Source organism: Spirosoma rhododendri, assembly GCF_012849055.1.
Lineage (GTDB): Bacteria > Bacteroidota > Bacteroidia > Cytophagales > Spirosomataceae > Spirosoma > Spirosoma rhododendri.
This window is the reverse complement of the sequence record NZ_CP051677.1, coordinates 3,803,437-3,826,290: the sequence shown is the minus strand read 5'-3', so window position 1 is coordinate 3,826,290 and position 22,854 is coordinate 3,803,437. Positions and strand designations below refer to the sequence as shown.

Sequence of the window (22,854 nt, the reverse complement as noted above, 5' to 3'; positions counted from 1 at the left end):
ACAGGTATGTTCACCTGCCGTAGTCGTAGTCAGCAGGGGGTATTGCTGATGCTTGTTAGTGCGCTGGTCGGCGCGGTAAGCTACCAGCCCAGGCTGCAACTGGAGCCAGTAAGTGAATCACTTATCCGCTTGTGACGATTTGTTAAAAATTCCCAACAAACGTTAAAAAACTTGTACTCTGTCTGGTTAGACGGCTGCTTTGCGACAAAATCATCTGCACTGCATGAACAAGATATACGGTATTCTTCTACTCATTTGCTGTGGCCTGCTGCCCGCCCATGCCCAGCCGACCCGTCTGGAAGACCTTTGTCAGGTGTTCCACCTGCCAAGCGGCAAGGACACAACCACGTTTATTGTTTTCGGTACGAAAGACGATCTCAAGGTTAAAAAGCCCCTGTTTTTGTTTCGACAAGGCTCCCCCCCGACCCCATTCATCATTCGTGACAGTTCCCGGTATTTCCTTGCGGGGCCGTTTCGGTTTCGGGATTATAAAAGCGAATACCATTTTGCGATAATTCAGAAACCCGGTGTTCGACTCGTAGCCGACCAATCCTACCTCGACGCTTACCAGAAGGCTATCGAGCAGCCGGATACACCCGAGGAGTTTATTAGTAAAAAATACTTAGCCAACAACTACCGGGAACGATACGTCGAGCAGTGCGATCAGGTGATTAATTATCTGGTAAAACAGCCGTGGGTAGATGCCCGGAAGGTGGTGTACTGCGGTGGCTCGGAAGGGTTCACGGTAGGGGCTGATCTGGTCGCCAACGTCAATCGGCACGTTACGCACACGGTCCTGTTCTCCAGCAATCCGAACCGGCGATTTGAGGTGATCGTTCAGCAAATAAGGGCACAGATCGACCGGGGTGAGAAGTCGTTCGACGAAGGACAGGAACAAATCGAGAAGGTGTATCAGGTCTGGGCCGATATCTGCGCAAACCCGACGTCGATTGACAAGCAGTTTGGGGATACGTATCGAGCCTGGTATTCATTTTCACAACCGGTCCTGCCCAATCTGCTAGCCATACGTACGCCCCTCTACATCGCTTATGGGAGTGCTGATCGGGAAGTGGCGTCAGGGCTCGATGTAGTACCGCTTGAGTTTATAGCGCGGGGCAAAACTAACCTGACGCTAAAGCCTTACTTCGACCATGACCACATGTTTTTTAAGCTCAAACGCGATACGGCCGGCAAAATCATTGGCAGTGAATATAACGGTGATGCGGTTGCGAAAGACTGGATGAACTGGCTACGGACGACACCAGCGCATTAGTAAAGTAATTCGCACTGGATTGGCTGACAACAGAACGTGGCAACCAGATGATGTGCAGGCATTTGGCATGGATAGTAGACAAATGATTTGCTATCTTTTACCAACATTACTCCACGCAACGTTAGCCCCGGTATGTCGCTGCCCCAACTCTATCTGTGCACGGTCCTGTTGCTGGGGCTGGCGTCGTGCCGGACGGCGTCGGAGTTGAGCGTTGTACCGCCCCCACCCGACCGCCCCACCCCCCCGGTTACGACACCGACCGAGGTTACGCTGACCAACCCGACCCTGTATGTGGGCAGCTTCGATAGTAATCTCTACGCTATCGATACCACCGGCAAAACCAGCTGGACGTTCCGCGCCGACACGGCTATTCAGTCCAGCCCCGTTGTGGCATACGGGCGGGTGTATGTCGGCAGCAACCGCAATCACATCTACGCCGTCGATGCGCAGAACGGTGCCTTGCAATGGCAGTACCAGACGGGCGGGGCCGTAGTGTCGAGTCCGACGGTTGCCGCCGGTCGGTTGTTCGCGGGTTGCCTCGACGGTAAACTCTATGCGCTCGATGCCACAACCGGCAATCAGCTCTGGACCTACCAGTCGACCCACGGCATTTACGCCAGCCCGGCTCTGAGCACTAACCTGTTGTACGTAGCAGGTCTGAGTGGCCGGGTCGACGCGCTTGATCCGGCGAGCGGTACCCTTCGCTGGTTTTTTACAACCGGTGGGTATCTGCTGTCGAGCCCGATAGTCGAGAACGGTGTGGTGTACGTGGGTAGCGCGGACAATACGTTCTACGCCATCGACGCCCAGACGGGTACGTCCCGCTGGACTTACAAGGCTACGGCTGCCTTTGTCGGTAGCCCGGTCGTGGCCGACGGTATCTTGTACGTCGTCTGCTCCGACTGGCTGCTGTATGCCTTCAACGCGGTATCGGGTCAATCGCTGTGGACGTTCCCGCTGGGCGATTTCAATCCGGGTCAGCAGCAGCAGACGAGTCCCGTTGTGGCCAACGGCCGGGTGTACGTCGGTAGCCGTAACCACATCCTGTACGCGCTCGACGCCCGGACAGGTACGGGCCTGTGGCAGTTCACAACAAATTTTGACATCTATGCAACCCCACTGGTTGTCAACGGGATCGTGTATATCGGCAGCACCGACCGGTCGTTGTACGCGCTCGATGGCCGCACCGGTCAGCGCAGGTGGTCGTTCAAAACGGGTAATATTCTGTTCTCCAGCCCGACCAGCGCACTGAAAAGCAGTATCACTGGCAAGTACCCAACGATCAGCGGGGCGGGGAAATAGGCAAAGCGGTTTAAGGGTTAAGGTTGGCTGACGCATAACTCGCCTGACGGCCTACAAAACTCAAACTACATGGAAGCAATTTGATTGTCCCCGGCAGCATCCTGCTGTCGGAGCCGCGCCAGCGGCTAATCTGGCCACTGGATTTAGCCTGACGGCTCCGACAGCTAGAAGCTGCCGGGGACAACCAAACAACAAACTACAAACCACAAACTTCCATGCCCAAACTCCTCTCCCTTCTCCTCATTTGGCTGATGCTGGGCTGCGTCAGTGCTTACGACCCGAAGCTGTCGCTCGATGCGGATTTGGTGGTTGTCAGCGGCATGATTACCGACCTGCCCGAAACACAGACAATCAGCCTGAGCCGGTCGCGCTCGAAACGCGACAGCGCCGACGTCGTTACGCCCATTCGACGGGCGCAGGTCGACGTACGGGTGGATGAGGCAACAACGATCCGACTGACCGAATCGCAGCCCGGCGTTTACGCGTTTCCGGCCGACTTCCGGGGCAAGGTGGGTAGCCGCTACCAACTACGCTTTACGACCGAAGAAGGCGAATCCTACGCATCGACGGTCGAATCCATGACGGTCGCCCCCGCTATTCAACGGGCGTACGATCAGTTTACGCCGACCGGCCCAACCGTCCGCGCCGACGGAACGCCCATTCCGGCCAACGACGTGTACATCGATTTTCAGGACCCCGCCGGTACCCGCAATTTCTACCTGTGGCGCTGGCGGCTCTACGAAACGCAGCTGTGGTGTGCCACCTGCAAACAGGGGCGTTATATGGTCCGCGACATTGGGCCGGTGGGCGCGGGCCCGCTCGACGTCGTTGGCTGCGTGCCCGACCAATCGCTGGTCTACAGCAACCTGTACGACTACGCCTGCCGGAGCCAATGCTGGGATATTTTCTACAGCACCGCCATCGATACGTTTTCCGATATCTATACCAACGGACAGACACAGGTCGGGCATAAAGTGGCCAGTATTCCCATTTACCAGCTCGATCCGGCGCTGATCGTCATTGAGCAACTGTCGATTTCGGCGGATGCGTATCGCTATTACAAACTGTTTGCCGATCAGGTGCAAAACACGGGTACGCTGGCCGACTCGCCCCCCGCCCCCATCTCCGGCAATGTAAAAAACCTGAATAACGTGCAGGAGAACGTTGTGGGGTACTTTACGGCGGCCTCAGTAGCCGTTAGCCGGTACAAGCTCAAGCGGCAGAACGTAACGGGCGCGGGCCGGTATCAGGGGTTGTTCTACGCCCAGACCGGTCGGCTACCCAACGTCGATCCCGGTGGTGGTTCAACCTTTGGTACGGGCATCCCATCGGCCCTCTGCGTGCCGAGTGCTACCCGTACTGATTTGATTCCCGAAGGCTGGAACCAGTAACTCGTCATCGACACCCTATGATTCAGCGATTTATACCCTACCGCTTTCGGCAAATCATCTGGTCGTTGCTGCTGGTGTTGTCGATGGCAACGGCGACACTGGCCCAGACCGAGATACGTCTGTACAACGGTCCGACACTCGGTGGTCCGACACTCGGTGGTCCGACACTCGGTGGTCCGACACTCGGTGGTCCGACACTCGGTGGTCCGACACTCGGTGGTCCGACACTCGGTGCCGGGCTACGACCGGAAACGACCCAGCCCGACCGGTCGTTCAACCGGGTCGTGTACAACGTCAGCTCGCCTACGCTGACCGCTTACCTCCCCGACCCGGCGCGGGCTACGGGCCGGTCTGTGCTGATTTTTCCCGGCGGGGGACTGAGTCGACTGTTTATCGATGAACAGGGGGTATTTGTAGCGCAGCAGCTCGCGGAGAATGGCGTGGCGGCCTTCGTCGTTAAATACCGGCTCGCTCAGCGACCGGTCGGCAGCAGTACCGACCCGCTCCCGCAATTGCCAGCATCCGTTCGCGACAGCGCGCTAACACGGGCCGTTGCTGATGGTGCTACGGCCCTGACCTACCTCCGGCAACATTCGACGGACCTGGGTATTCAGCCAGACCGAATTGGCCTGCTTGGCTTTGCGGCTGGCGGTACCATCGCGCTGCGGCTGGGAACAACGTCAGACGGGACCCTACGCCCCGCGTTTCTGGCCCTGATCGACCCGGATATCACGACGCAATCAACCCCCACCGTTCAGCCTACCACGCCACCTTTGTTTCTGGTTACGGCTACCAATCAAACCCAGCCGGTACTACTGGCGCAGAGTCAACTGTATCAGGATTGGCTACGCGCTGGTCGGCCCACCGAACAACATAGCTACCCGGCCAACGCCACCGACCCCAACGCTCTGTCTATTCCGCTCGACAAATGGATTGACAGGCTGACAACCTGGATTGGCGAATTAGCGGCCTCTTCACCCCCACCGCCCGTTTCGCCATCGGCAACTCAGACCGCTCCACCAACCCTTCCGGCCATACCCCCATCGGTACCAGCTTCGACACCGACAACGTCACCAGCCAACTCAGCTAGTACGGCTTCGGCACCCGCAACAAACTCCAGTCCAGCCGCTCTAAAACCAGCCGACAAACCGGTTAGCAGCCGTCGGCCCGAAAAACAGGTTGTTCGGCAGGCACCCGTCTATGTCAGCGGACCGGGCGGGCTGGTCACGGGCGTCGTACGGGATTCGGCTACGGGAACACCGCTGGCCGGGGTCGCGATTGTTGTCGATTACCGGCGACACCTGACCGGCACCAGTACCAACGACCGGGGGCAATACAACATCGACCTGACCGCCGGGGAACACGTGCTGGTAACCCGGTTGGTTGGCTACACGCCCGTCCGGAAAATCGTACAGGTGAGCAATACCGGTGCCCTTCGGGTCGACATCAACATGGTGTCGGTTGCCAGTCAGCTGGAAGAAGTGGTGGTAACCACGAAAGGATTTGACCAGACAATCCGGCAACCACTGCTGGGCGTCAGCCAGATCAACATTGCCACGCTACGCAAGCTACCGGCCGCGCTGGGCGAAGTCGATCTGCTGCGGGGCCTGCAATCGTTGCCGGGCGTGACGAGCGTGGGCGAAGCCAGCAACGGGGTCAATATCCGGGGCGGCACCACCGATCAGAACCTGATTCTGCTGGACGAAACGCCCATTTTCAACCCGACGCACATGTTCGGCCTGTTCTCGGTCTTTCCCACCGACGTACTGAGCACGGTAGACCTCTACAAAGGCAACGTACCGGCGCGGTTTGGCGGGCGGGCGGCTTCGGTACTCGACGTATCACTGCGCAACCCCAACCTCGACCAGTTTCAGTTATCGGGGGGCGTCAGTTTCGTCTCTAACCGGCTCACGGCCGACATTCCCATTGTGAAAGGTAAGCTGGGGCTACTCGTGGCCGGGCGCGGGGCCTTCAATGACTTTCTCTTACCCAGAATATCTAATCGGCTGGCGGGTATCCGCGCCCGTTTCGGCGACGGCGTAACCAAGCTGTTCTGGCGCATCGACGACCGCAATACGCTGACCGCGACGGGCTACTACAGCAAAGACGAATTCCAAACGTCACTGCTGGCCAGCCTGCCCAACGTCAACGGTACCACCACCCGCTACGACCACCAGACCATCAACGGGATGGCCCGCTGGTTTCACACGTTTTCGCCCCGCACGTCGCTTCAAACGTCGGCGGTCTGGGTCGATTACGTCCCAAAAATTCTGGCTCCCGAACTCAACTCGACAAACACCGTCACGCTGTATTCCGCTGTACGACAGCGGCAAATCAAGTCGAACCTCAACTATCAGTTTACCAATCAGAAGCTGGAAGTCGGCCTGAGTGGCACGCAGTACCGGATTCAGCCCGGCACGCTGCTACCCGGTGCCAGCGACCGGGTCAATTACATTACAACACCCACCGAAAACGGGCTGGAACTGGCCGCGTACGCCGATTACGAACGAAGCATTACGCCCGATCTGGCGGTATCGGCGGGGCTGCGCTACTCCCATTTTCTGGCACTCGGTCCTTCGCTTGTGCGCCGGTACCTCCCCGGTCAGCCGCGCGACGAACTGTCGGTAATTGACTCGGTACGCTACGGGGCCGGGCAGGTCAGCAAACAGTACGGCGGCTTCGAGCCCCGGCTGGGTATCCGCTACTCGCTCAGTCCCACGGCATCGGTCAAGTTTGGGTATAACCTGATGCGGCAGTATTTACAGGTCGTCACCAACACCACCACGCCCCTGCCCACCTCACGCTGGAAAACCGCCGACGCCAACATCCGCCCGCAGGTCAGTCAGCTTGTGTCGGCTGGGTATTTTATGACCTTCCACAAAGACATCTACGAACTGACGGTGGAGGGTTACTGGCGCAGCACTGAGAACAGCATCGACTACCGGCCGGGAGCCGACTTCCTGCTGCAACCTTACCCCGAAGCCCAGCTATTGCAGGGCCGCAGCCGTTCGTACGGCGTTGAAACGATGATTTCCAAGAAGCGGGGCGAGATGACGGGCTGGCTCAACTACACCTACGCCCGCACGTTTAATCAGGTCTACGAGGGGCCGACCATCGAGCAGAACATCAACGGCGGGGCCTGGTACCGCGCCAATTACGACCGCCCCCATACGGTCAACGCGTCGCTGACGTTCGACGTCGACAAGCACAACAGTTTCGGTTTTACGTTTGCCTACAGCACCGGCCGACCCTACACCGCCCCAACCGGTTATGTGACCATCGACGGGGCGCAGTACCCGTACTACGGCGTTCGGAATCAGGCCCGCTTGCCCGATTACCACCGGCTCGATTTCGTCTGGAATATCTATAACCCCAGTCTGCAAAACCGGCGCTGGCAGGGTAAATGGGCTTTTACGATCTACAATCTGTACGGTCGCCGGAACGCGTACTCGGTATTTTTCCGCACGGAAAACGGTAAAACCAACTCGTATCAGCTCCAGATTTTTGCCACGCCTATTGCGTCGCTGTCGTACAACTTCATTTTCAAGTGACGGTACTTTGCCCGGCATCTGTTACACCCATCGGGACCGCTACACCCGCCACTCCAACTGGCGGCCTGACAAACCATCTTCTGTTTGACAATCAACTTACTAGAGTAAAAATTTAATCATTTTTTCAAGTCGGAGCATACGGCCTTTCGAATACATTTAGGGTTTAACGCTCTCTCCATGTCTTTCGATGTCACACCCCTGCTTGTCGGCTATAAAACCGACGATCCACCGGCTAGTCTGCCGTCAACACCGATTACGGGCTTCCACCGCCCCCGGCTGCCCCCGACGAACCCGCCCCGCACGATCCGATTTATTACGATGGTACGGCGCACCTGATGACCGTTGCGCCAACCGGTACGGGCAAAGGGCGCGGAGTCGTGATTCCAACGCTGCTCACGTACCCCGGCTCGGTGGTCGTGCTCGACCCAAAAGGCGAAAACTATCAGGTGAGCGCCCGCGCCCGGCGCGAAATGGGGCAGCACGTCATCCGGCTCAATCCGTTTGGGGTCAACGAAAAAACGTCCGATGCCCTCAACGTGATGGATGTGTTCGACCTGCCCGGCATCGACGTCGAAACCGAAGCACAACTCATGGCCGAACTGTTCTCGCAGGGGCAGAAAGGCCACAAAGAACCTTTCTGGGACATTACGGCCACCTCGTTGCTGGCGGGTGTGATCGGCTACGTAGCGACGGTATGCCCACCCGAAGAGCGTAATCTGGCTACCGTACGCGATATTTTGTTCGATAGTGATGTCATCTATCGGCTGGCGCTCATCCTCGATACCCATGGCAAGCAAATTCCCAAAGCCGCCTACCATCAGTTGTCGGCGTTTCTGGCTATGCCCGACCAGAATACCCGCCCCAGCACCCTGGCAACCGCAAACTCTTACCTGACAGCTTTCCTGAGCGAAGACGTTAACCGGGTCACCAGTCAGTCGTCGTTTAAGCTGGTCGACTTTCGCGACGGCAAGCCCCTGTCGATCTACATCATCGTGCCGCCCGACAAACTGGTGTCGCACCGGGCGTTGCTGAAACTCTGGATCGGGGTACTGCTCAAGACCATCACCAGCCGCGTCACGATCCCCGATCAGCAAACGCTGTTTATGCTCGACGAAGCGGGTCAGCTGGGCCATTTCGCCTACCTCTACAGTATCATCACGCTGTGCCGGGGCTATGGGCTGAAATGCTGGACGATCTGGCAGGATTTTCAGCAACTCGAATCCAACTTCCCCGACGACTGGCAGACGCTGATGAACAACTGTGGAGTGCTGCAATTCTTTGGCTGTAAAAACACGCAGATCGCCCGGCGCGTCGAGTTCGTGACCGGAACACCGGCCCATCACGTACAGAAACTCCGCTCCGACCAGCAGTTGTTGCTGCTGGACGGCGAGTCGATCTTCTCCCGCAAAGTCAACTACCTGACCGATCCCGCCTACCAGACTCGTTTCGACCCCAATCCGTTCTACCAGCGCAGCGGCTCAATGGGTACAGATACGACCGGCCCCGGCCGGGGTTAATAGTGGCACAGAAATCGGATCGTCGGGTAGCCAGTCGGTTGCGCAGCGATCTGATTTCTATGGTTATCCCGTGGGTCGACAGGCCATCTGCCGACCAGTAAATTTACGTTGCCTGACTACCCGACCAGCATCTATACGTATATACATCTAAATGACTGGCCTGCAATTTGTTATGTATATATTAAAAAGAGGCACAATCACTTGGACGTGTGCCTTTTACTCAACATCTTTACTTCCCGCTCCCACGAGCAGACTCCTCTTTCCAACACACCGTCAATCTATATGAACACGTACCAGCCTACTGATATCGATAGTAACGGCAACGGTACCCAGCTAAGCCGGACCAGTCCGGAGTTGGTACCAACCGTTTGGGTCGTTGATGACGACGATGATGATCAGACGTTTATTGAACTGGCCTTCGGCGTGATGACGCCCGCCGTCAACGTGCTGCCCCTGACCGACGGCGCGTCGCTGCTCACGCGGCTGAGCGAAAGCGAAACAGCGCCCCGGCTGATTATTCTGGACATCAACATGCCCGGTCTGGATGGGTTCGATACACTGCGACAGATCCGCAGCCAGTTGGCCTACGCCAACATTCCCGTTGTGATGATGACGACCTCGTCCAACTCCGACGACCGCGACAAATCGCTGGCGTTGGGGCTAATCAATTTGTGACCAAGCCGAATACGTACACGCAGCTAACGCAGCTGACCGCCAGTTTCTCGCAGCAGTGGGGGCTATCGTAGTAAATTCCGGCTTGCTTACGCACTCCTGGTTCGTGTGGCCAGCCATGCATCAATCTGCGCCGTAATGGCCGCAAAATCGGCGGGATTCGCGACATAATCGAGCTGATCGACATCGATAGTCAATAGCGCCCCGCCCGTATAGGTGGCTATAAACTCGTCGTATAGCTGGTTTAACCGCCCCAGATAATCGGCGGTGATCGACTGCTCAAACGAGCGTCCCCGCTTCTGAATTTGCTGTTGCAACTTGGGCAGGCCAGCCCGCAGGTAAAGCATCAGGTCGGGCGGCTCCACCAGACTCATCATATTGTCGAATACGCCCCGGTAGGTCTGGTAATCGCGTTCGGTCATTGTGCCGGCCTGATACAGATTCCGGGCGAAAATGGCCGAGTCCTCGTAGATCGTCCGGTCCTGAATAACGGTGCGCCCCCCGCCGGGTTCCTGCTTCAGTGCCCTGATCCGGCGCATCTGCGTAAACCGACTGTTCAGGAAATAAACCTGTAGGCTGAACGCCCAGCGGGGCATGTCGGCGTAAAAATCGGCCAGATACGGGTTTCCGGCTACTGCTTCGTAAAGTACGTCCCAGTCGTAGTGCCGAGCCAGTTGTTCAGCCAGTGTCGTCTTACCCGCCCCGATATTTCCCGTAATCGCGATGTGCATAGTGTCTCCTCCCTACTGAGGAACCAAGTCCGGGCAAATGGGTTTATTTTTGTACTATGAAACCGTACCGCGTCCTGCTTTATTACATCTATTCGCCCATCGAGAACCCCGATCAGTACCGCGACGAGCACCACCGGCTCTGTCTGGAACTGAACCTGCTGGGGCGGGTGATCGTAGCCGCCGAAGGGCTCAACGGCACGGTGTCGGGGCTGGCTGCCGACTGCGAGCAGTACATGGCAACGCTCCACGCCGACCCGCGCTTTGCCGGTATCGACTTCAAAGTCGACGAAAGCGACGTCCACGCGTTTCAGAAGCTACACGTCCGTACGAAAGCCGAAATCGTGCATTCCGACCTGCCCGTCGACCCGCTGCGGCAAACGGGTATTCACCTCGAACCGGCCGAGTTTCAGCGCATGAAAAACGACCCCGACGTGGTACTGGTCGATATGCGGTCGAACTATGAGCACGCGGTGGGCAAGTTCAGCGGAGCCGTCACCTTCGACATGGAGAACCTGCGCGACCTGCCCGACCACGTCCACGAACTCGACCATCTGCGCGACAAAAAAATCATCACCTACTGCACCGGCGGTATCAAGTGCGAGAAAGCGTCGGCCTATCTGCTGTCGCAGGGGTTTGAGAACGTGTATCAGTTGCACGGCGGTATCATCAAATACGGCATGGAAGCGGGGGGCGAAGGCTTCGACGGCGAATGCTATGTGTTCGATAATCGGCTGGCGGTACCGATCAACGAAGTAAACCCAACGGTTATTTCGACCTGCTACCGCTGCGGCACCCCCACGAGTCGCCTTATCAACTGCGCCAGCCCGGCCTGCAACAACCACGTGACCCTCTGCGACGACTGCGGCCACACCCACGAAGGTACCTGCACCGACGCCTGCAAGGAAGACCCCAACCGCCGACCCTACGACGGCACCGGTTACTACAGCAAACAAACGCAGAGCTATTCGCCCCTACAGGGCTACAAAAGCCGGCAGGGGCAACACGGACCACTGGTTTAGCGAGCGGCCTCGTCCGGCTGATTGTCCTGAAACTCGGTTTTCAATTCATTCAGACACGCCAGACACAGGCACTCCCCATCGTAGTCGAACAGGGATACGTCGCGGATGTACTCCGTCTCGGCCTTCGTCAACCCCACGTACTGACAGTCGCAGTGGAGCACGGTGTTGACTTTGCAGGTAAAGAGCCGCCCGCAGCGCGGACAGCTATCGATCGCGTGTTTTGGCATAGTCGTGTAACCCGACTTTTTCTGCCATCGTTCACGGGTAAAGCCGGTACGTTCGGGCGTATTTGCGTAGGTTTGCACACACGAAAGCAGACTTGCAACCCGACTATATGCCGGACAGAAAACCCCTTATTTTAGTAACCAACGACGATGGTATCACCTCGGCCGGTATTCGCACACTGGTCGAACTGATGCAGCAGCTGGGCACGGTAGTCGTTGTGGCCCCCAACAGTCCACAATCGGGTATGGGCCACGCCATCACCATCTCCAGCCCGCTGCGGCTCTACCCGTCGGACCTGTTTACCGATGCCACCGACGTCATCGCCTACGAATGTTCGGGTACCCCCGCCGACTGCGTGAAGCTGGCCAAGCACCACGTCCTGAAAGATCAGGCCCCCGACCTGGTTGTCAGCGGTATCAACCACGGCAGCAATACGTCGATCAGCGTGCTGTATTCGGGTACCATGTCGGCGGCAATCGAAGGAGCCCTCGAAGGCATCCCGGCTATTGGTTTTTCGCTCAACGACTTTACCCGGCAGGCCGATTTTTCGCATACGCACGAGCATATCCTGACCATCGCCCGGCAGGTGCTGGAACGCGGACTACCGAAAGGCACGGCCCTCAACGTCAACTTCCCGGCGCGCGCGGCCGAACCTATCCAGGGTATCAAAATCTGCCGGCAGGCCAACGCCAAATGGCAGGAGGAGTTCGACGAACGGCGCGACCCCCACGGCCGTCGGTACTTCTGGCTGGCGGGTGAGTTCGTCAACTTCGACACCCACGCCGAAGACACCGACGAATACGCCATCGCCCAGAACTACACGTCCGTCGTTCCGTGCCAGTACGACCTGACCGCCTACGGCCTGCTCGACGAACTGGCGGGGTGGAACATGTGACCTTGAGTTTAAGGTTTAACGTTTTCGCGCAGAACATTAAACGTTAAACATTGAACCTTAAACGTTAGACGTTAACCCCAAAATCAATGGCTTTACTGGGCAGTATGTTGAAAACCGGCATTCGACTGACGAATGCCGCCCGCCGACGGCAGACTACCGCGTATCGGCAGCAGCGTAAAGTATTCCGTAAACTGGTTGGCAAAGCCCGTCACACAGCGTTTGGGCAGGCGTATGGCTTTGAGCAGCTGACCCAGGCCGCCGAGTTTGGTACGGACCATACCTTTTACGAGCAGTTTAAAACCCGCGTTCCGATCCACGATTACAACCGGATGTTTGAGGGCTGGTGGAAACGGACACTCGACGGTGAGCGCGACGTAACGTGGCCGGGGCGGGTGAAATACTTTGCCCTCAGTTCGGGTACGTCGGAAGCAGCCTCGAAGTATATCCCCGTGACGAAGGCGATGTCGAAGGCGATACAGCGCACCAGCATCCGGCAGATTCTGACGCTGGGCCGCTACCAGAACCTCCCCTCGACGCTCTACGAAAAAGGCTACCTGATGCTGGGCGGCAGCACCACGCTCAGCGCCCGCGAAGGCCATTTCGAAGGAGATCTGAGCGGTATTACGGCCAGCCAGATACCGTTCTGGTTTCAGCGCTTCTACAAGCCCGGCCGCGAGATTGCGCAGGAACGCGACTGGGCCCGCAAGCTCGACGAAATCACCGAGCAGGCGGGCAACTGGGACATTGGTTACGTGGTGGGCGTACCGGCCTGGATTCAGCTGCTGATGGAAAAAATCATCGCCCGCTACAACGTCAAAACCATTCACGACGTCTGGCCCAACCTGATGGTGTTTTGCCACGGTGGGGTGTCGTTTGAGCCGTACCGGGCGGGCTTCGAGAAACTGCTGGCCCACCCGATTACCTATATCGAAACCTATCTGGCATCGGAAGGATTCATTGCCTACCAGACCCACCCCAACGCCCACGGCATGAGTCTGGTGCTGAACAACGGGCTGTTTTTTGAATTTATCCCGTTCAACGAGCAGAACTTCACCCCCGACGGTGACCTGACCGACCAGCCCGAAACGCTGATGATCGATGAAGTCGAAGAAGGTAAAGAATACGCCCTGCTGCTGTCGACCTGTTCGGGGGCGTGGCGGTACCTGATCGGAGACACCATCCGGTTTATCGACACCCAACGCGCCGAAATCGTTATTACGGGCCGTACCCGACACTTCCTGAGCCTGTGCGGAGAACACCTGTCGGTCGACAACATGAACAAAGCGGTTGAACTGGTTTCCGACGAACTGGACATCGCCATTCGCGAATTTACGGTTGTCGGCAGTAGTCACGATACGCTCTTTGCCCACCACTGGTATATCGGCACCGACGACGCGGTCGACGCCGGTGTGCTGCGCGACCGTATCGACGCCCACCTTAACGAACTCAACGACGATTACGCCGTCGAGCGGAAGCATGCCCTGAAAGAGATAACCGTAACGGTACTCCCGGCCGCTACGTTTTACCGCTGGATGGAGTCGCGGGGGAAAATTGGCGGACAAAACAAGTTTCCCAGGGTGCTGAAAAAACAACTGGCTACCGAGTGGGAAAAATTTGTGACCGATTAGGAGATATGCGCGTGTCAGACAGGTGACTTGGGGCCGTGGTGGGCGTCAACGTTATAAGATAACCCATCTGTACCCAAAACTTAAGCGGAAGCAGTATTTGCTACGCAATCGGATTACCAGCTTTCGGCCAGCTAAGTTGCTGGTCAAACGGTTCGTTCACGGACGATTCAACCCGAAGTAAGATGACCCGATTCATGGCATACCGCTGTTTTTGCAACACTCCATGTCACCACTGTCCTTCAAAGAAACGGCCAAGGCGTCGGCTCTTACTGTCGCTCGTCTGTTAGGCGTCACGTTTCTCGACAAAAACCAGACCATCGACCTGCTCCGACCGTACGAGCAGGTCCATCACCCGGCTAATCGGCAGTTGTTAAGCGCCGTTCCCGACCTGATCGACCCCACGTTACAGCTGTTTGACGAGCAACAGGCGGAGAGTCAGCCCACGCACGCGTGGCTGTTCGAACGCGGCACGCAGTCGGCCGTGCAGTTACGTTGCGGCAACGTAAAAATTGGGGGAAAGGTACTCTGCACCGACTATGGCAATGAGAGCCTGCTGCGCGACAGTCTGCGGCCTGGAAAACGCACGGTAATCGAGGTCGATACGCTCGTTGCCCCCTTCGGGCACTACCAGGATGGCATTGTGTTTGGCGGTTACTACGACTTCATCTACCTGGTGGCGGCCAAGCTTAGCCGCATCCGGCAGAGCCTGCCCGGCGGCTTTCCCGCTGGCGCGGTAGTGGCCTACCCCTTGTTTCACACCAGCTACGAGCAGGAGTTTCTGGCGCACCTGGGCTTCCAGCCAGACCAGATTTTCGACACCCGGCAGTACGACGTCCGGTTCAAACGCTGCCTGCTGGGTAGCAGCGGGCATTGGTTCTATCCCAACGCCAGCGATGTGCGGGCCATCCGCAACGAGTTGGCTCCCCTGATTCAGCCGTCACCCGTTCGGGAGCGGGTGTATATCAGCCGGGTCGGGCGTCGGCGGGTACTCAACGAAGACGAACTCACGACGATGCTGGCCCGGTACGACTTTACCGTGATTGAGGATACCCCCCGTACACTGCGGGAGCAACTGGCGATCTACAACCGGGCTTCGGTCGTGCTTGGCCCGCACGGTGCATCGTTTTCCAACCTGATCTGGTGCCAGCCCGGCACGCAGCTGATCGAGCTATTTTCGGCGAATTACGTTCCTAACTTTTTCCAGTACCTGTCGAGCCTGAGCGATCTGCGCTATGCCGCGGTACGGCAGGGGCAGCCCGATCCCGCCCGCCACAACGATCTGACGGAAAACATACAGGTCGACGTCTCCGCATTCGAGCGTGGCCTGAACCAGTTGTTTGAAGACGAGCACAGATCGATGTCGCTGCGTTAGTTCGGGCGTTTTTGTGCCGTCAATCGATCATTTCAGAGCAAACCGTGTTATACCCACAGAACGCCGTCAATCCTCGGCGTTGATACACGGTTTTCTCTCTGGACTGGTACAACTATGGAAACGTTGAACTTCAAAACGAATATCAAGTGCAGTAACTGCGTGGCCGCTGTGACGCCGTTCCTCAACGACATCGAGCAACTCGACGGCTGGAACGTCGACACGAATAGCCCCGACCGAATTCTGACTGTGCAAACCACCGACACCCGCATCGGCGACGAGGTGAAGAAGGCCATCGAGAAGGCTGGGTATAAGGCTGAGCCGATGACCGAGCGGCCCTAACAACGCGTTAGCACGTACTGAGAATGATTGACTTGTCCCCGACACCGGACCGCCAAAGCGGCTGGAAGCTGTCGGGGACAAGCTTTTTCGTTACCAGTGCAGCAATTTCGATGCGGGTTCGAGCAGGCGGGTATAGGCGATATTAATTGCCCCGATCAGGAAGACTACCCCGGTAACGCGGTTGAAAACCGTAACGACGCGGGGGGTGAAAAACCGTTTGAGCCGGTTAGCATAGTAGGCCAGTGCCGATTCGGTCGCGAACACGCCAACCAGACTGGCAATCATGAACGCGTACTGCTGACCAACCGTGTAGTGCAGATGCCCGCGGATGTACGCGACGATGGCTACCCACGACACGAAGTTGACCGGGTTGAGGGCATTCAGAAAGAAGCCCGTGGTGAAGTAGTAGATGAAGTTGCCGAAACGGGTTTGCGGATAAGCCAGCCGGGGGGTTCCCTTGAAGATATTAACCAGCCCCATCGCCACCAGAAATACCACGCCCACCAGCGCCATGATCGTTTCAAACCCGTTGATCGGTGGCAGAAACGACGTGCCAAACAGAGCAGCCGCGACAAAGATGGCGTCGCCGGTGATGACACCCAGCACGATCTTCATTCCCGACCGGAAGCCGTTGTCGACGCTGTTCTGAATAAGGGCAAAAAAGACGGTTCCGAACGTCAGGCAAAGAGCCGCTCCCAGCAGAAACCCGTATAGAATAGGTAGCAAATCGGTTTGTAGTTTGTAGTTCGTAGTTTGTAGTTCTACCGGCGACAGACCCGCTATTCGGTTCGACCTTAACTACGAACCAAAAACTACAAACCACAAACAAATGTTAAATGCCCCTCAATCGGGCTACCATGAGCAGCGCGCTGACACTGAGCGCGTCGGTAATTTCGCTGCGCATGACCATCTCGACGGCTTCAGCCAGCGGCAGACGCCGGACGTGTAGCTGTTCGGTATCTTCAGGTTCGTGATCGCCCTGCTCCAGTTCTTCGGCGATGTAGAGAAACCCCTCCTCATCGGTGGCGGAGTTAGACGTATGGATCCGGGCAAATTTGGTCCATCGCTGGGCCACTAAGCCCGTTTCTTCCCGCAGCTCGCGCCGGGCCGACTCCAGCGGATCGGTTCCGACGGGCGAGCCGCCTTCCGGGATCTCCCACGAGTATTCGTTGAGCGGATAGCGGTACTGCCCCACCAGATAGGTGTACCCATCGGCATCGATCGGAACCACACCGACGGCTTTGTTTTTGAAACTTACCACACCATAAATGCCTGGTGTTCCAGCTGGTGTGACTACTTCTTCGTGCCGAATCGACAGCCACGGGTTCTCGTACCGAATGGCCGAGTTGAGCGTCTGCCAGGGGTTTTCAGTCGTATTCATGTGGGCGAAAGTACGAACTTTTCGTGGGCGACGACTACCTTTACAGTCCGGCTAAGGTCATTATGCAATCTCTTCAACAACTTAAATACCGCTGGATGGGTATCTCGCTCGGGCTGAGCGTGGTGCTGCTGGTGGTAAAATTTGCGGCTTATTTTCTCACCTATTCCACGGCCATCCTGACCGATGCTGTCGAATCGATCGTTAACGTTGTAGCCAGTGGTTTTGCGTTCTACAGCATCTATCTGGCCGGACTCCCGCGCGATCAGAACCACCCCTACGGCCACGGCAAAGTCGAATTTCTGTCGTCGGGGTTCGAGGGTGCCATGATCCTGTCGGCCGGGCTGGTTATCATCTGGCAATCGATCCTGAGCTTTTACGAACCCCATGCGCTGAGTAACCTCGACTGGGGTATAGCACTGGTGGGCGTTACGGCCGCGGCCAATGCGTTTGTCGGCTACCGGCTTATCGAAACCGGCAAACGGGCCGATTCGCTGGCCCTGATCGCCGACGGGCGCCATCTGCTGACCGACGTTTTCAGCAGCGTGGTCGTTATGGTAGCCGTAACGCTGGTCTGGGCAACGGGCCTGACCTGGCTTGACCCGGTGCTGTCGATGGTGCTGGCGCTGGTGATTATCTACAATGGCTTTCAGCTGGCCCGGCAGTCGGTGGCCCGGCTCATGGACGAAACCGACGCCCCTACCCTCGACCGGGTCGTTACGCTGCTCAACGTGCATAAAGACCGCAACTGGATTGACGTACACAACCTGCGCGTACAAAAATACGGGGCTGACCTCCACGTCGACTGCCACCTGACGCTGCCCTACTACTGGGATTTAAACTGCGTTCACGACGAAGTCCACCACTTCGAAGACACGATAAAGGAAGGCTTTCAGTCGGAAGTCGAGATTTTCGTGCACACTGATCCCTGCGTCAAGGCCTGCTGCTCGTACTGCCGGGTTGCCGACTGCCCCGTTCGGGCGTTTGCCTTCGTCCGCGACGTCGACTGGACACCCGATAATCTGCCCCTCAACCAAAAGCATTTTCCGCCCCTGCTCGCCCCGGAAAATTGATCGGCTACGATAATACCGTGACGTTGGCAGGTATCGACTAAGCCAACTGTTCAGGCATTATCCTGAGTACACAAACCAGTCTTAACTTTATAGGTATAGTAAGGCTTCACATGGAAAGTGCGCTGACAACGGAGGAAAAAATCAGGCAGGCAGCGACCAGACTATTTCTGGAGAAGGGTTTCGACGGAACCACTACGCGCGATATTGCCGCTGAAGCCGGTATCAACGTAGCGTTGCTGAACTACTATTTCCGCAGCAAGCAGAAGCTGTTCGATTCCGTTTTCGAGGAGATGCTCCTGCTTTTTTTCGCGGGCGTCAACACCGTGCTTAGGCAACCCATTCCGCTCAGAGAAAAAATTGTCGCCCTGATCGATCACGACTTCACCACGTTTCGGCAAAGCCCGGATCTGGTCATTTTCGTACTGAGCGAGCTACACAGAAACCCAGACCTGATTGTATCCAGCATCATCGACGCTGAAGCGAAATTGACGACTTTATTTCAGGAACAACTCGAAGAAGCCCACCGGGCAGGCCTGATACGGTCGATCAACGCATCCCATCTGATGAGCATTATGTCGGCGAATACGCAGTCCGTTTTCATCAACAAAAACGTCCACCTGAAACTCTGGAATCAGACGGAAGAGCAGTTTGAAGCCTTTGCCCTGGAACACAAAAAACTGATCGCCGATATGATTATTAATTACTTGTTTATCACTTAACCACCGATCCGTTTTTTTTTCGATCATGTGTTAAACAAATGATTAATCAATCTGATTAAGACGTCTGTATCTCATCTGGAATCACTTATCCGACCAATTCCGCAGGCTAACTATACAATTTAACGGTCCGGCCGAAACCTTGCATCTGGCAGGCAGTTGTAGGTGATATAACCAGATCGTTTTACAACCAGTAGTCGCCTGGCGATTGGTGATTCGGCGATGGGGATACAACCTAACAATCAATTTAAAGTCCGTTTAACTCCCAAAACAATTACGTTATGAAAAGTAAATTAACTGTTCCTTTTGTAGCAGCCTGCCTGCTCGGTCTGGGTTTCGCTCAGGCACAGTCGACCACCGAAAGCACACCCGAAACGGTTGCTGTTACTACTACCACCGAAGGAGGTCCGGCCACTTATACGGCTCCCGCTGACGTCAAGCGCGCCAAAGCCGACTACAAAAATTTCGCTTTCGGTATATACGCTGGTCTGAACTCGACCAAGCTGCCGGGCGAAAGCAACAGCTCAAACGGAAACGTTTCGGGCCGTCTTGGTTACCAGGCCGGTTTCTTTGTACGGGGTGGTGGTCGCCTGTTCGGGCAGATCGGTGCCGAGTATTTTGCTTCCAGCTCAAACTACTTCACCGCTGGCTCGGGTCAGAGCGTATCCAGCATTCAGGACCAGATCAACATCCAGTACGTGCAGGTTCCGGTGTATATCGGCTATAAACTGACGGAATCGGATCGGGGCATATCGGCCGTGCGCGTTCAGCTTGGTGTTGAATACGCGAACCGCATCAACTCGAACAGCAACTCATTCAACCTGAGCAACGGAGAAATCAAAAGCGGCTCGTTCAACGGGCTGGGCCAGATCGGTCTCGACGCGGGTCCGGTATTTCTGGATCTGACGTATCACTACGGTTTCAGCGACGCCATCAGTGGCACAGGCTTCAACGGGTCGGCCCGCCGGATTCTGAGCGCCAGCGTTGGCTTCAAGTTCTAGACAATACATTACCAAATGCGAAAGCGGCCCGCCGATTCCTGATCGGCGGGCCGCTTTCGCATTTGATTACTCAGATTTACCTTACGGTTTACGGTTTATCAGCTGACTAAGACTGTCAATCATCTGACTTCCGCGTAAATCCTTCAGCACCACCTTTCCATCCCGGTCGAGCAGAATGGTTGTCGGCCAGCTATCAACATGATACTGATCGACCAGCTTGTTTGTGTCGTCGGCGAGTATCTGTGGCCACTGGGCTTTTTCACTGGCGCAATACGCTTTTATTTTCTCCGCCGTATCGTCACAGCCAATGCCAATAATTTCCAGGTCCGACCGACTGAACTGCTCGTACGCCCTCCGTAAGTGGGGCGTCTCAGCGCGACAGGGGCCGCACCAGGTTCCCCAGAAGTCGAGCAATACGTAACGCCCTTTGTAGTCACTCAGCGCCAGCTTTTTATCGGTGTGCAGGTTTACCGCATTGAACTGATGCGGACGAAAACCAACTTGCGGGGAAAATAAGCTGTCCTGCTTACTGACACGCTTGAGCTGGAGCAGCTTACGGCCATAGTCAACGCGTTGTAATTCAAACACATCCGGCCCGACGGTAATATACTCGCCCTGCTTGATTAAATCGTGCCGCGAGAATCGGCGTGTGGAGTCGTGTTTGTCGGTAACGATGGCTGCTACCGCTGGCTCGTATACCGGATTCATAAACGACTCCGGGGAAATCGTCAGCGACTTGGTTTCGCCCCACTACGAATCGACGCCGACGCATAAGTCGGATAATTATACAGGACATTGCCGTCTGACAGGGCGAACAGCACTTTGACCGGATACGTTACAACCTGCCCACCCCGATAAAAGTCAGCGGGCAGACTCACAATAGCTTCTTGCAGCGGCCCCGTTTTCCAGATCGATAACATTGTCGGCGGGTAAACGACGCGTTCATCGGTGAAATCAAGGTCATGGTTTGTATCGACCAGTACGCCCTGTTTACCGTCGCTGGTAGTGCCGGTTACGACGTAGACAAAGCAGCGAATGGGCTTGGGTGATAGTTGCGTCGTATCTATCTTCCAGCCCTCCTTTAACCCTTGATAAACATCGGCCTGTAGCAGCCCTGCCCGGTAATTCTGGTAGGCAAACTGGTGCGCGTCGATCCAGATATTTCCTTTTTTGACGTCTTTCCACGAAGCCGGTATTCCCTTCACAGGTTGGTATGTTTTGTACCAATCGTTATCGTTCGGCCCGCGCTCCCAGTTAACGCCCCCGTATCCGGGTGCAAACAAGCCATGTCCATCGTGAAATTCCAGTGGCACTTCTACCACCGGCGATTGCGCGAGTAGCCGGGTCCCAGCGAGCAAAAAGCAGCTTAGTATGAGTCGTGATATCATGTCGTAAGCTACCGTAAATCAGTCAATTACTCAACCGAATATTAACCGGCGGCACAAAAAAACGCCGGGTGCTGACCCGGCGCAGGTATTCTCGTACAGCAACCGTTTACTCGCCTTTCTTGCGCTCGGCTTCGAGGGCCAGCACGTTGTTGTTGGCGATCTTGATATTGACCGGCAGCTTACCCAGCGGCTTTACTTCGACGTACTGATCGCCCTGCCGGGTAATTTCGATCTTCTGCTTGCGGAATGGAATGGTGTCGGCGGTCGACTGGCTTGTAACGAACATGAACTTGCCTTCGCCATCGTCCAGAATGGCGGTACGGGGCAGCGCCGTTTTGCTGACGTATTCGCCCGTTCCGACGAGCCGGGCCTGCACGGTCATGTCAGCAGCCAGCAGTTCACCCTTGGGCCGGTTGAAGTTGACGTGCAGCGTAATGGCGTTGTTTTCATCGTCGACAGCGCGGGAAATGTAAGCTACCGTGCCCTTCACCGTCGGCAGCGACCGGTTGACGAAGCTCAGGTCGACGGTTTGCCCTTCCTTCACGAAGTCGGCGTCTTTTTCGTAGACGAATACGTTGGCTTCGATCCGATCGGGGTTGATGATTTCGGCCAGCAGGGTCTGCGGCTGCACGAGTGTGCCAATGTTTCCGTGAAACTTGGAGATATAGCCATTGATCGGCGAACGGATAATGAGCGTCGAGGTCATGCTCCCGCCCTGACTGATGGCCGATGTGCCAACGCCAATCAGCCGAAGCTTGTCGCGCAGCGACATTTCGCGGGCGCGGGCGGCTTTCAGCTTGGCATCGGCCGACTGGTACTGCGACAGCACACCGATGTTGCTCTTTCGCAGTTCATTCTGCCGGTTGTATTCGGCCAGCAAAAACTCGACATCGCTGTGGGCTTCGGCGTACTGGTTTTGCAGTTCGAGCAACTGGAAGCTGGCCAGTTGCACGATCGGTTGCCCCTGACTGACCCGCTGCCCCTCGCGCACGTAGATTTTGTTGATCTTCCCCTCGATATGGCTGCTCACCTCCGCCCGGCTGTCGGGCAGCAGGGCCAGCACGCCGTTTGCCAGAATAACGGGTTTCAGCGGCTGCGTTTTGTAGTCGACCATACTAACGTTGACCAGCTGTAGCTGCCGGGGTGTCAGCCGGACGGTATCGGCACTGCCCGACGAGGCTTTATCAGCGGCCTTATCGGGCGAATCGTTCGTGGCCGTTTCCCGGCCGCTTTCGTTCTCGTCGCTGTCCTTGCTTTTGGAGTCACTACAGGCACTTAGCCCCAGAACCAGCAAGGCCGCCCCCATGTATATCGTTGTGTGTGTCATAATTCCGTTTAACGTCTATGGTTCAATGGTCAAGGTTTCCTGACGGCAGAGCACAA

23 protein-coding genes are annotated in these 22,854 nt (G+C 56.5%); 16 read left to right on the top strand and 7 right to left on the bottom strand.

Going from position 1 to position 22,854, the window contains the following annotated elements:
- Window positions 1–6: 6 nt before the first annotated feature.
- The 8 genes from HH216_RS26450 to HH216_RS15905 all read left to right on the top strand — a co-directional run bounded on the left by HH216_RS26450 (window position 7) and on the right by HH216_RS15905 (window position 9,709).
- Window positions 7–135, top strand: a complete 129-nt coding sequence (locus HH216_RS26450) for a hypothetical protein (RefSeq protein ID WP_256366328.1) — start codon at window positions 7–9, stop codon at window positions 133–135.
- 88 nt (window positions 136–223) lie between these two features.
- Window positions 224–1,273 (top strand): hypothetical protein, encoded by a 1,050-nt coding sequence (locus HH216_RS15935; RefSeq protein WP_169551711.1) that lies wholly within the window; start codon window positions 224–226, stop codon window positions 1,271–1,273.
- 132 nt (window positions 1,274–1,405) lie between these two features.
- Window positions 1,406–2,575, top strand: a complete 1,170-nt coding sequence (locus HH216_RS15930; RefSeq protein WP_169551710.1) for a PQQ-binding-like beta-propeller repeat protein — start codon at window positions 1,406–1,408, stop codon at window positions 2,573–2,575.
- A gap of 215 nt (window positions 2,576–2,790) precedes the next feature.
- Window positions 2,791–3,966, top strand: a complete 1,176-nt coding sequence (locus tag HH216_RS15925) for a DUF4249 domain-containing protein (protein ID WP_169551709.1) — start codon at window positions 2,791–2,793, stop codon at window positions 3,964–3,966.
- A gap of 17 nt (window positions 3,967–3,983) precedes the next feature.
- Window positions 3,984–7,517: a TonB-dependent receptor domain-containing protein gene (locus HH216_RS15920; RefSeq protein WP_169551708.1), complete on the top strand. Its 3,534-nt coding sequence runs from the start codon at window positions 3,984–3,986 to the stop codon at window positions 7,515–7,517.
- 177 nt (window positions 7,518–7,694) lie between these two features.
- The gene (locus tag HH216_RS15915; RefSeq protein ID WP_169551707.1) at window positions 7,695–7,853 is read left to right on the top strand and encodes a hypothetical protein; all 159 of its coding nucleotides are present in this window, start codon (window positions 7,695–7,697) and stop codon (window positions 7,851–7,853) included.
- A complete protein-coding gene (locus HH216_RS15910) occupies window positions 7,853–9,034 on the top strand; it encodes a type IV secretory system conjugative DNA transfer family protein (RefSeq protein ID WP_169551706.1) in 1,182 nt (393 codons plus the stop codon). The genes HH216_RS15915 and HH216_RS15910 overlap by 1 nt, the downstream gene beginning before the upstream one ends.
- A 282-nt stretch (window positions 9,035–9,316) precedes the next feature.
- Complete coding sequence (locus HH216_RS15905; RefSeq protein WP_332871404.1) at window positions 9,317–9,709, top strand: response regulator; 393 nt, start codon at window positions 9,317–9,319, stop codon at window positions 9,707–9,709.
- A gap of 86 nt (window positions 9,710–9,795) precedes the next feature.
- Here HH216_RS15905 and HH216_RS15900 read toward each other — a convergent pair whose 3' ends face one another.
- A complete protein-coding gene (locus HH216_RS15900) occupies window positions 9,796–10,437 on the bottom strand; it encodes a deoxynucleoside kinase (RefSeq protein WP_169551705.1) in 642 nt (213 codons plus the stop codon).
- Window positions 10,438–10,493: 56 nt separating this feature from the next.
- Between HH216_RS15900 and trhO the strand changes: the two genes are divergently transcribed.
- Window positions 10,494–11,456, top strand: a complete 963-nt coding sequence (gene trhO, locus HH216_RS15895) for an oxygen-dependent tRNA uridine(34) hydroxylase TrhO (protein ID WP_169551704.1) — start codon at window positions 10,494–10,496, stop codon at window positions 11,454–11,456.
- Here the strand turns inward: trhO and HH216_RS15890 are convergent.
- Entirely contained in the window at window positions 11,453–11,761 is a 309-nt protein-coding gene (locus HH216_RS15890; protein WP_169551703.1) for a cysteine-rich CWC family protein, read from the bottom strand. The genes trhO and HH216_RS15890 overlap by 4 nt on opposite strands.
- A 29-nt stretch (window positions 11,762–11,790) precedes the next feature.
- Between HH216_RS15890 and surE the strand changes: the two genes are divergently transcribed.
- The 4 genes from surE to HH216_RS15870 all read left to right on the top strand — a co-directional run bounded on the left by surE (window position 11,791) and on the right by HH216_RS15870 (window position 15,915).
- On the top strand, window positions 11,791–12,576 hold the full coding sequence (gene surE / locus HH216_RS15885) for a 5'/3'-nucleotidase SurE (protein ID WP_169551702.1): 786 nt from the start codon (window positions 11,791–11,793) through the stop codon (window positions 12,574–12,576).
- 86 nt (window positions 12,577–12,662) lie between these two features.
- Window positions 12,663–14,204 carry a GH3 auxin-responsive promoter family protein gene (locus tag HH216_RS15880; RefSeq protein ID WP_169551701.1) on the top strand — a complete coding sequence of 514 codons (1,542 nt, stop codon included), beginning with the start codon at window positions 12,663–12,665 and terminating at the stop codon, window positions 14,202–14,204.
- 223 nt (window positions 14,205–14,427) lie between these two features.
- Window positions 14,428–15,576 carry a glycosyltransferase family 61 protein gene (locus HH216_RS15875; RefSeq protein ID WP_169551700.1) on the top strand — a complete coding sequence of 383 codons (1,149 nt, stop codon included), beginning with the start codon at window positions 14,428–14,430 and terminating at the stop codon, window positions 15,574–15,576.
- A gap of 114 nt (window positions 15,577–15,690) precedes the next feature.
- Window positions 15,691–15,915: a heavy-metal-associated domain-containing protein gene (locus tag HH216_RS15870; protein WP_169551699.1), complete on the top strand. Its 225-nt coding sequence runs from the start codon at window positions 15,691–15,693 to the stop codon at window positions 15,913–15,915.
- A 90-nt stretch (window positions 15,916–16,005) separates the two neighbouring features.
- Here the strand turns inward: HH216_RS15870 and HH216_RS15865 are convergent, their stop codons facing one another.
- Window positions 16,006–16,641 carry a LysE family translocator gene (locus tag HH216_RS15865; protein ID WP_169551698.1) on the bottom strand — a complete coding sequence of 212 codons (636 nt, stop codon included), beginning with the start codon at window positions 16,639–16,641 and terminating at the stop codon, window positions 16,006–16,008.
- A 106-nt stretch (window positions 16,642–16,747) separates the two neighbouring features.
- Window positions 16,748–17,296 carry an NUDIX domain-containing protein gene (locus HH216_RS15860; RefSeq protein ID WP_169551697.1) on the bottom strand — a complete coding sequence of 183 codons (549 nt, stop codon included), beginning with the start codon at window positions 17,294–17,296 and terminating at the stop codon, window positions 16,748–16,750.
- 62 nt (window positions 17,297–17,358) lie between these two features.
- Between HH216_RS15860 and HH216_RS15855 the strand changes: the two genes are divergently transcribed.
- From HH216_RS15855 to HH216_RS15845, 3 genes are all read left to right on the top strand, one after another.
- Window positions 17,359–18,366, top strand: coding sequence for a cation diffusion facilitator family transporter (locus HH216_RS15855; protein WP_169551696.1), 1,008 nt, complete (start codon window positions 17,359–17,361; stop codon window positions 18,364–18,366).
- Between the two features lie 110 nt (window positions 18,367–18,476).
- Window positions 18,477–19,085, top strand: coding sequence for a TetR/AcrR family transcriptional regulator (locus HH216_RS15850; protein WP_169551695.1), 609 nt, complete (start codon window positions 18,477–18,479; stop codon window positions 19,083–19,085).
- A gap of 278 nt (window positions 19,086–19,363) precedes the next feature.
- Window positions 19,364–20,083, top strand: coding sequence for an outer membrane beta-barrel protein (locus HH216_RS15845; RefSeq protein WP_169551694.1), 720 nt, complete (start codon window positions 19,364–19,366; stop codon window positions 20,081–20,083).
- Between the two features lie 81 nt (window positions 20,084–20,164).
- On the opposite strand, the gene HH216_RS15840 is transcribed toward HH216_RS15845, so the two are convergent.
- The 3 genes from HH216_RS15840 to HH216_RS15830 form a co-directional block, all read right to left on the bottom strand.
- Window positions 20,165–20,791, bottom strand: a complete 627-nt coding sequence (locus HH216_RS15840) for a TlpA family protein disulfide reductase (protein ID WP_169551693.1) — start codon at window positions 20,789–20,791, stop codon at window positions 20,165–20,167.
- 20 nt (window positions 20,792–20,811) lie between these two features.
- Entirely contained in the window at window positions 20,812–21,441 is a 630-nt protein-coding gene (locus tag HH216_RS15835; RefSeq protein WP_169551692.1) for a hypothetical protein, read from the bottom strand.
- Between the two features lie 136 nt (window positions 21,442–21,577).
- The gene (locus HH216_RS15830; protein WP_169551691.1) at window positions 21,578–22,798 is read right to left on the bottom strand and encodes an efflux RND transporter periplasmic adaptor subunit; all 1,221 of its coding nucleotides are present in this window, start codon (window positions 22,796–22,798) and stop codon (window positions 21,578–21,580) included.
- Between the last annotated feature and the right edge of the window lie 56 nt (window positions 22,799–22,854).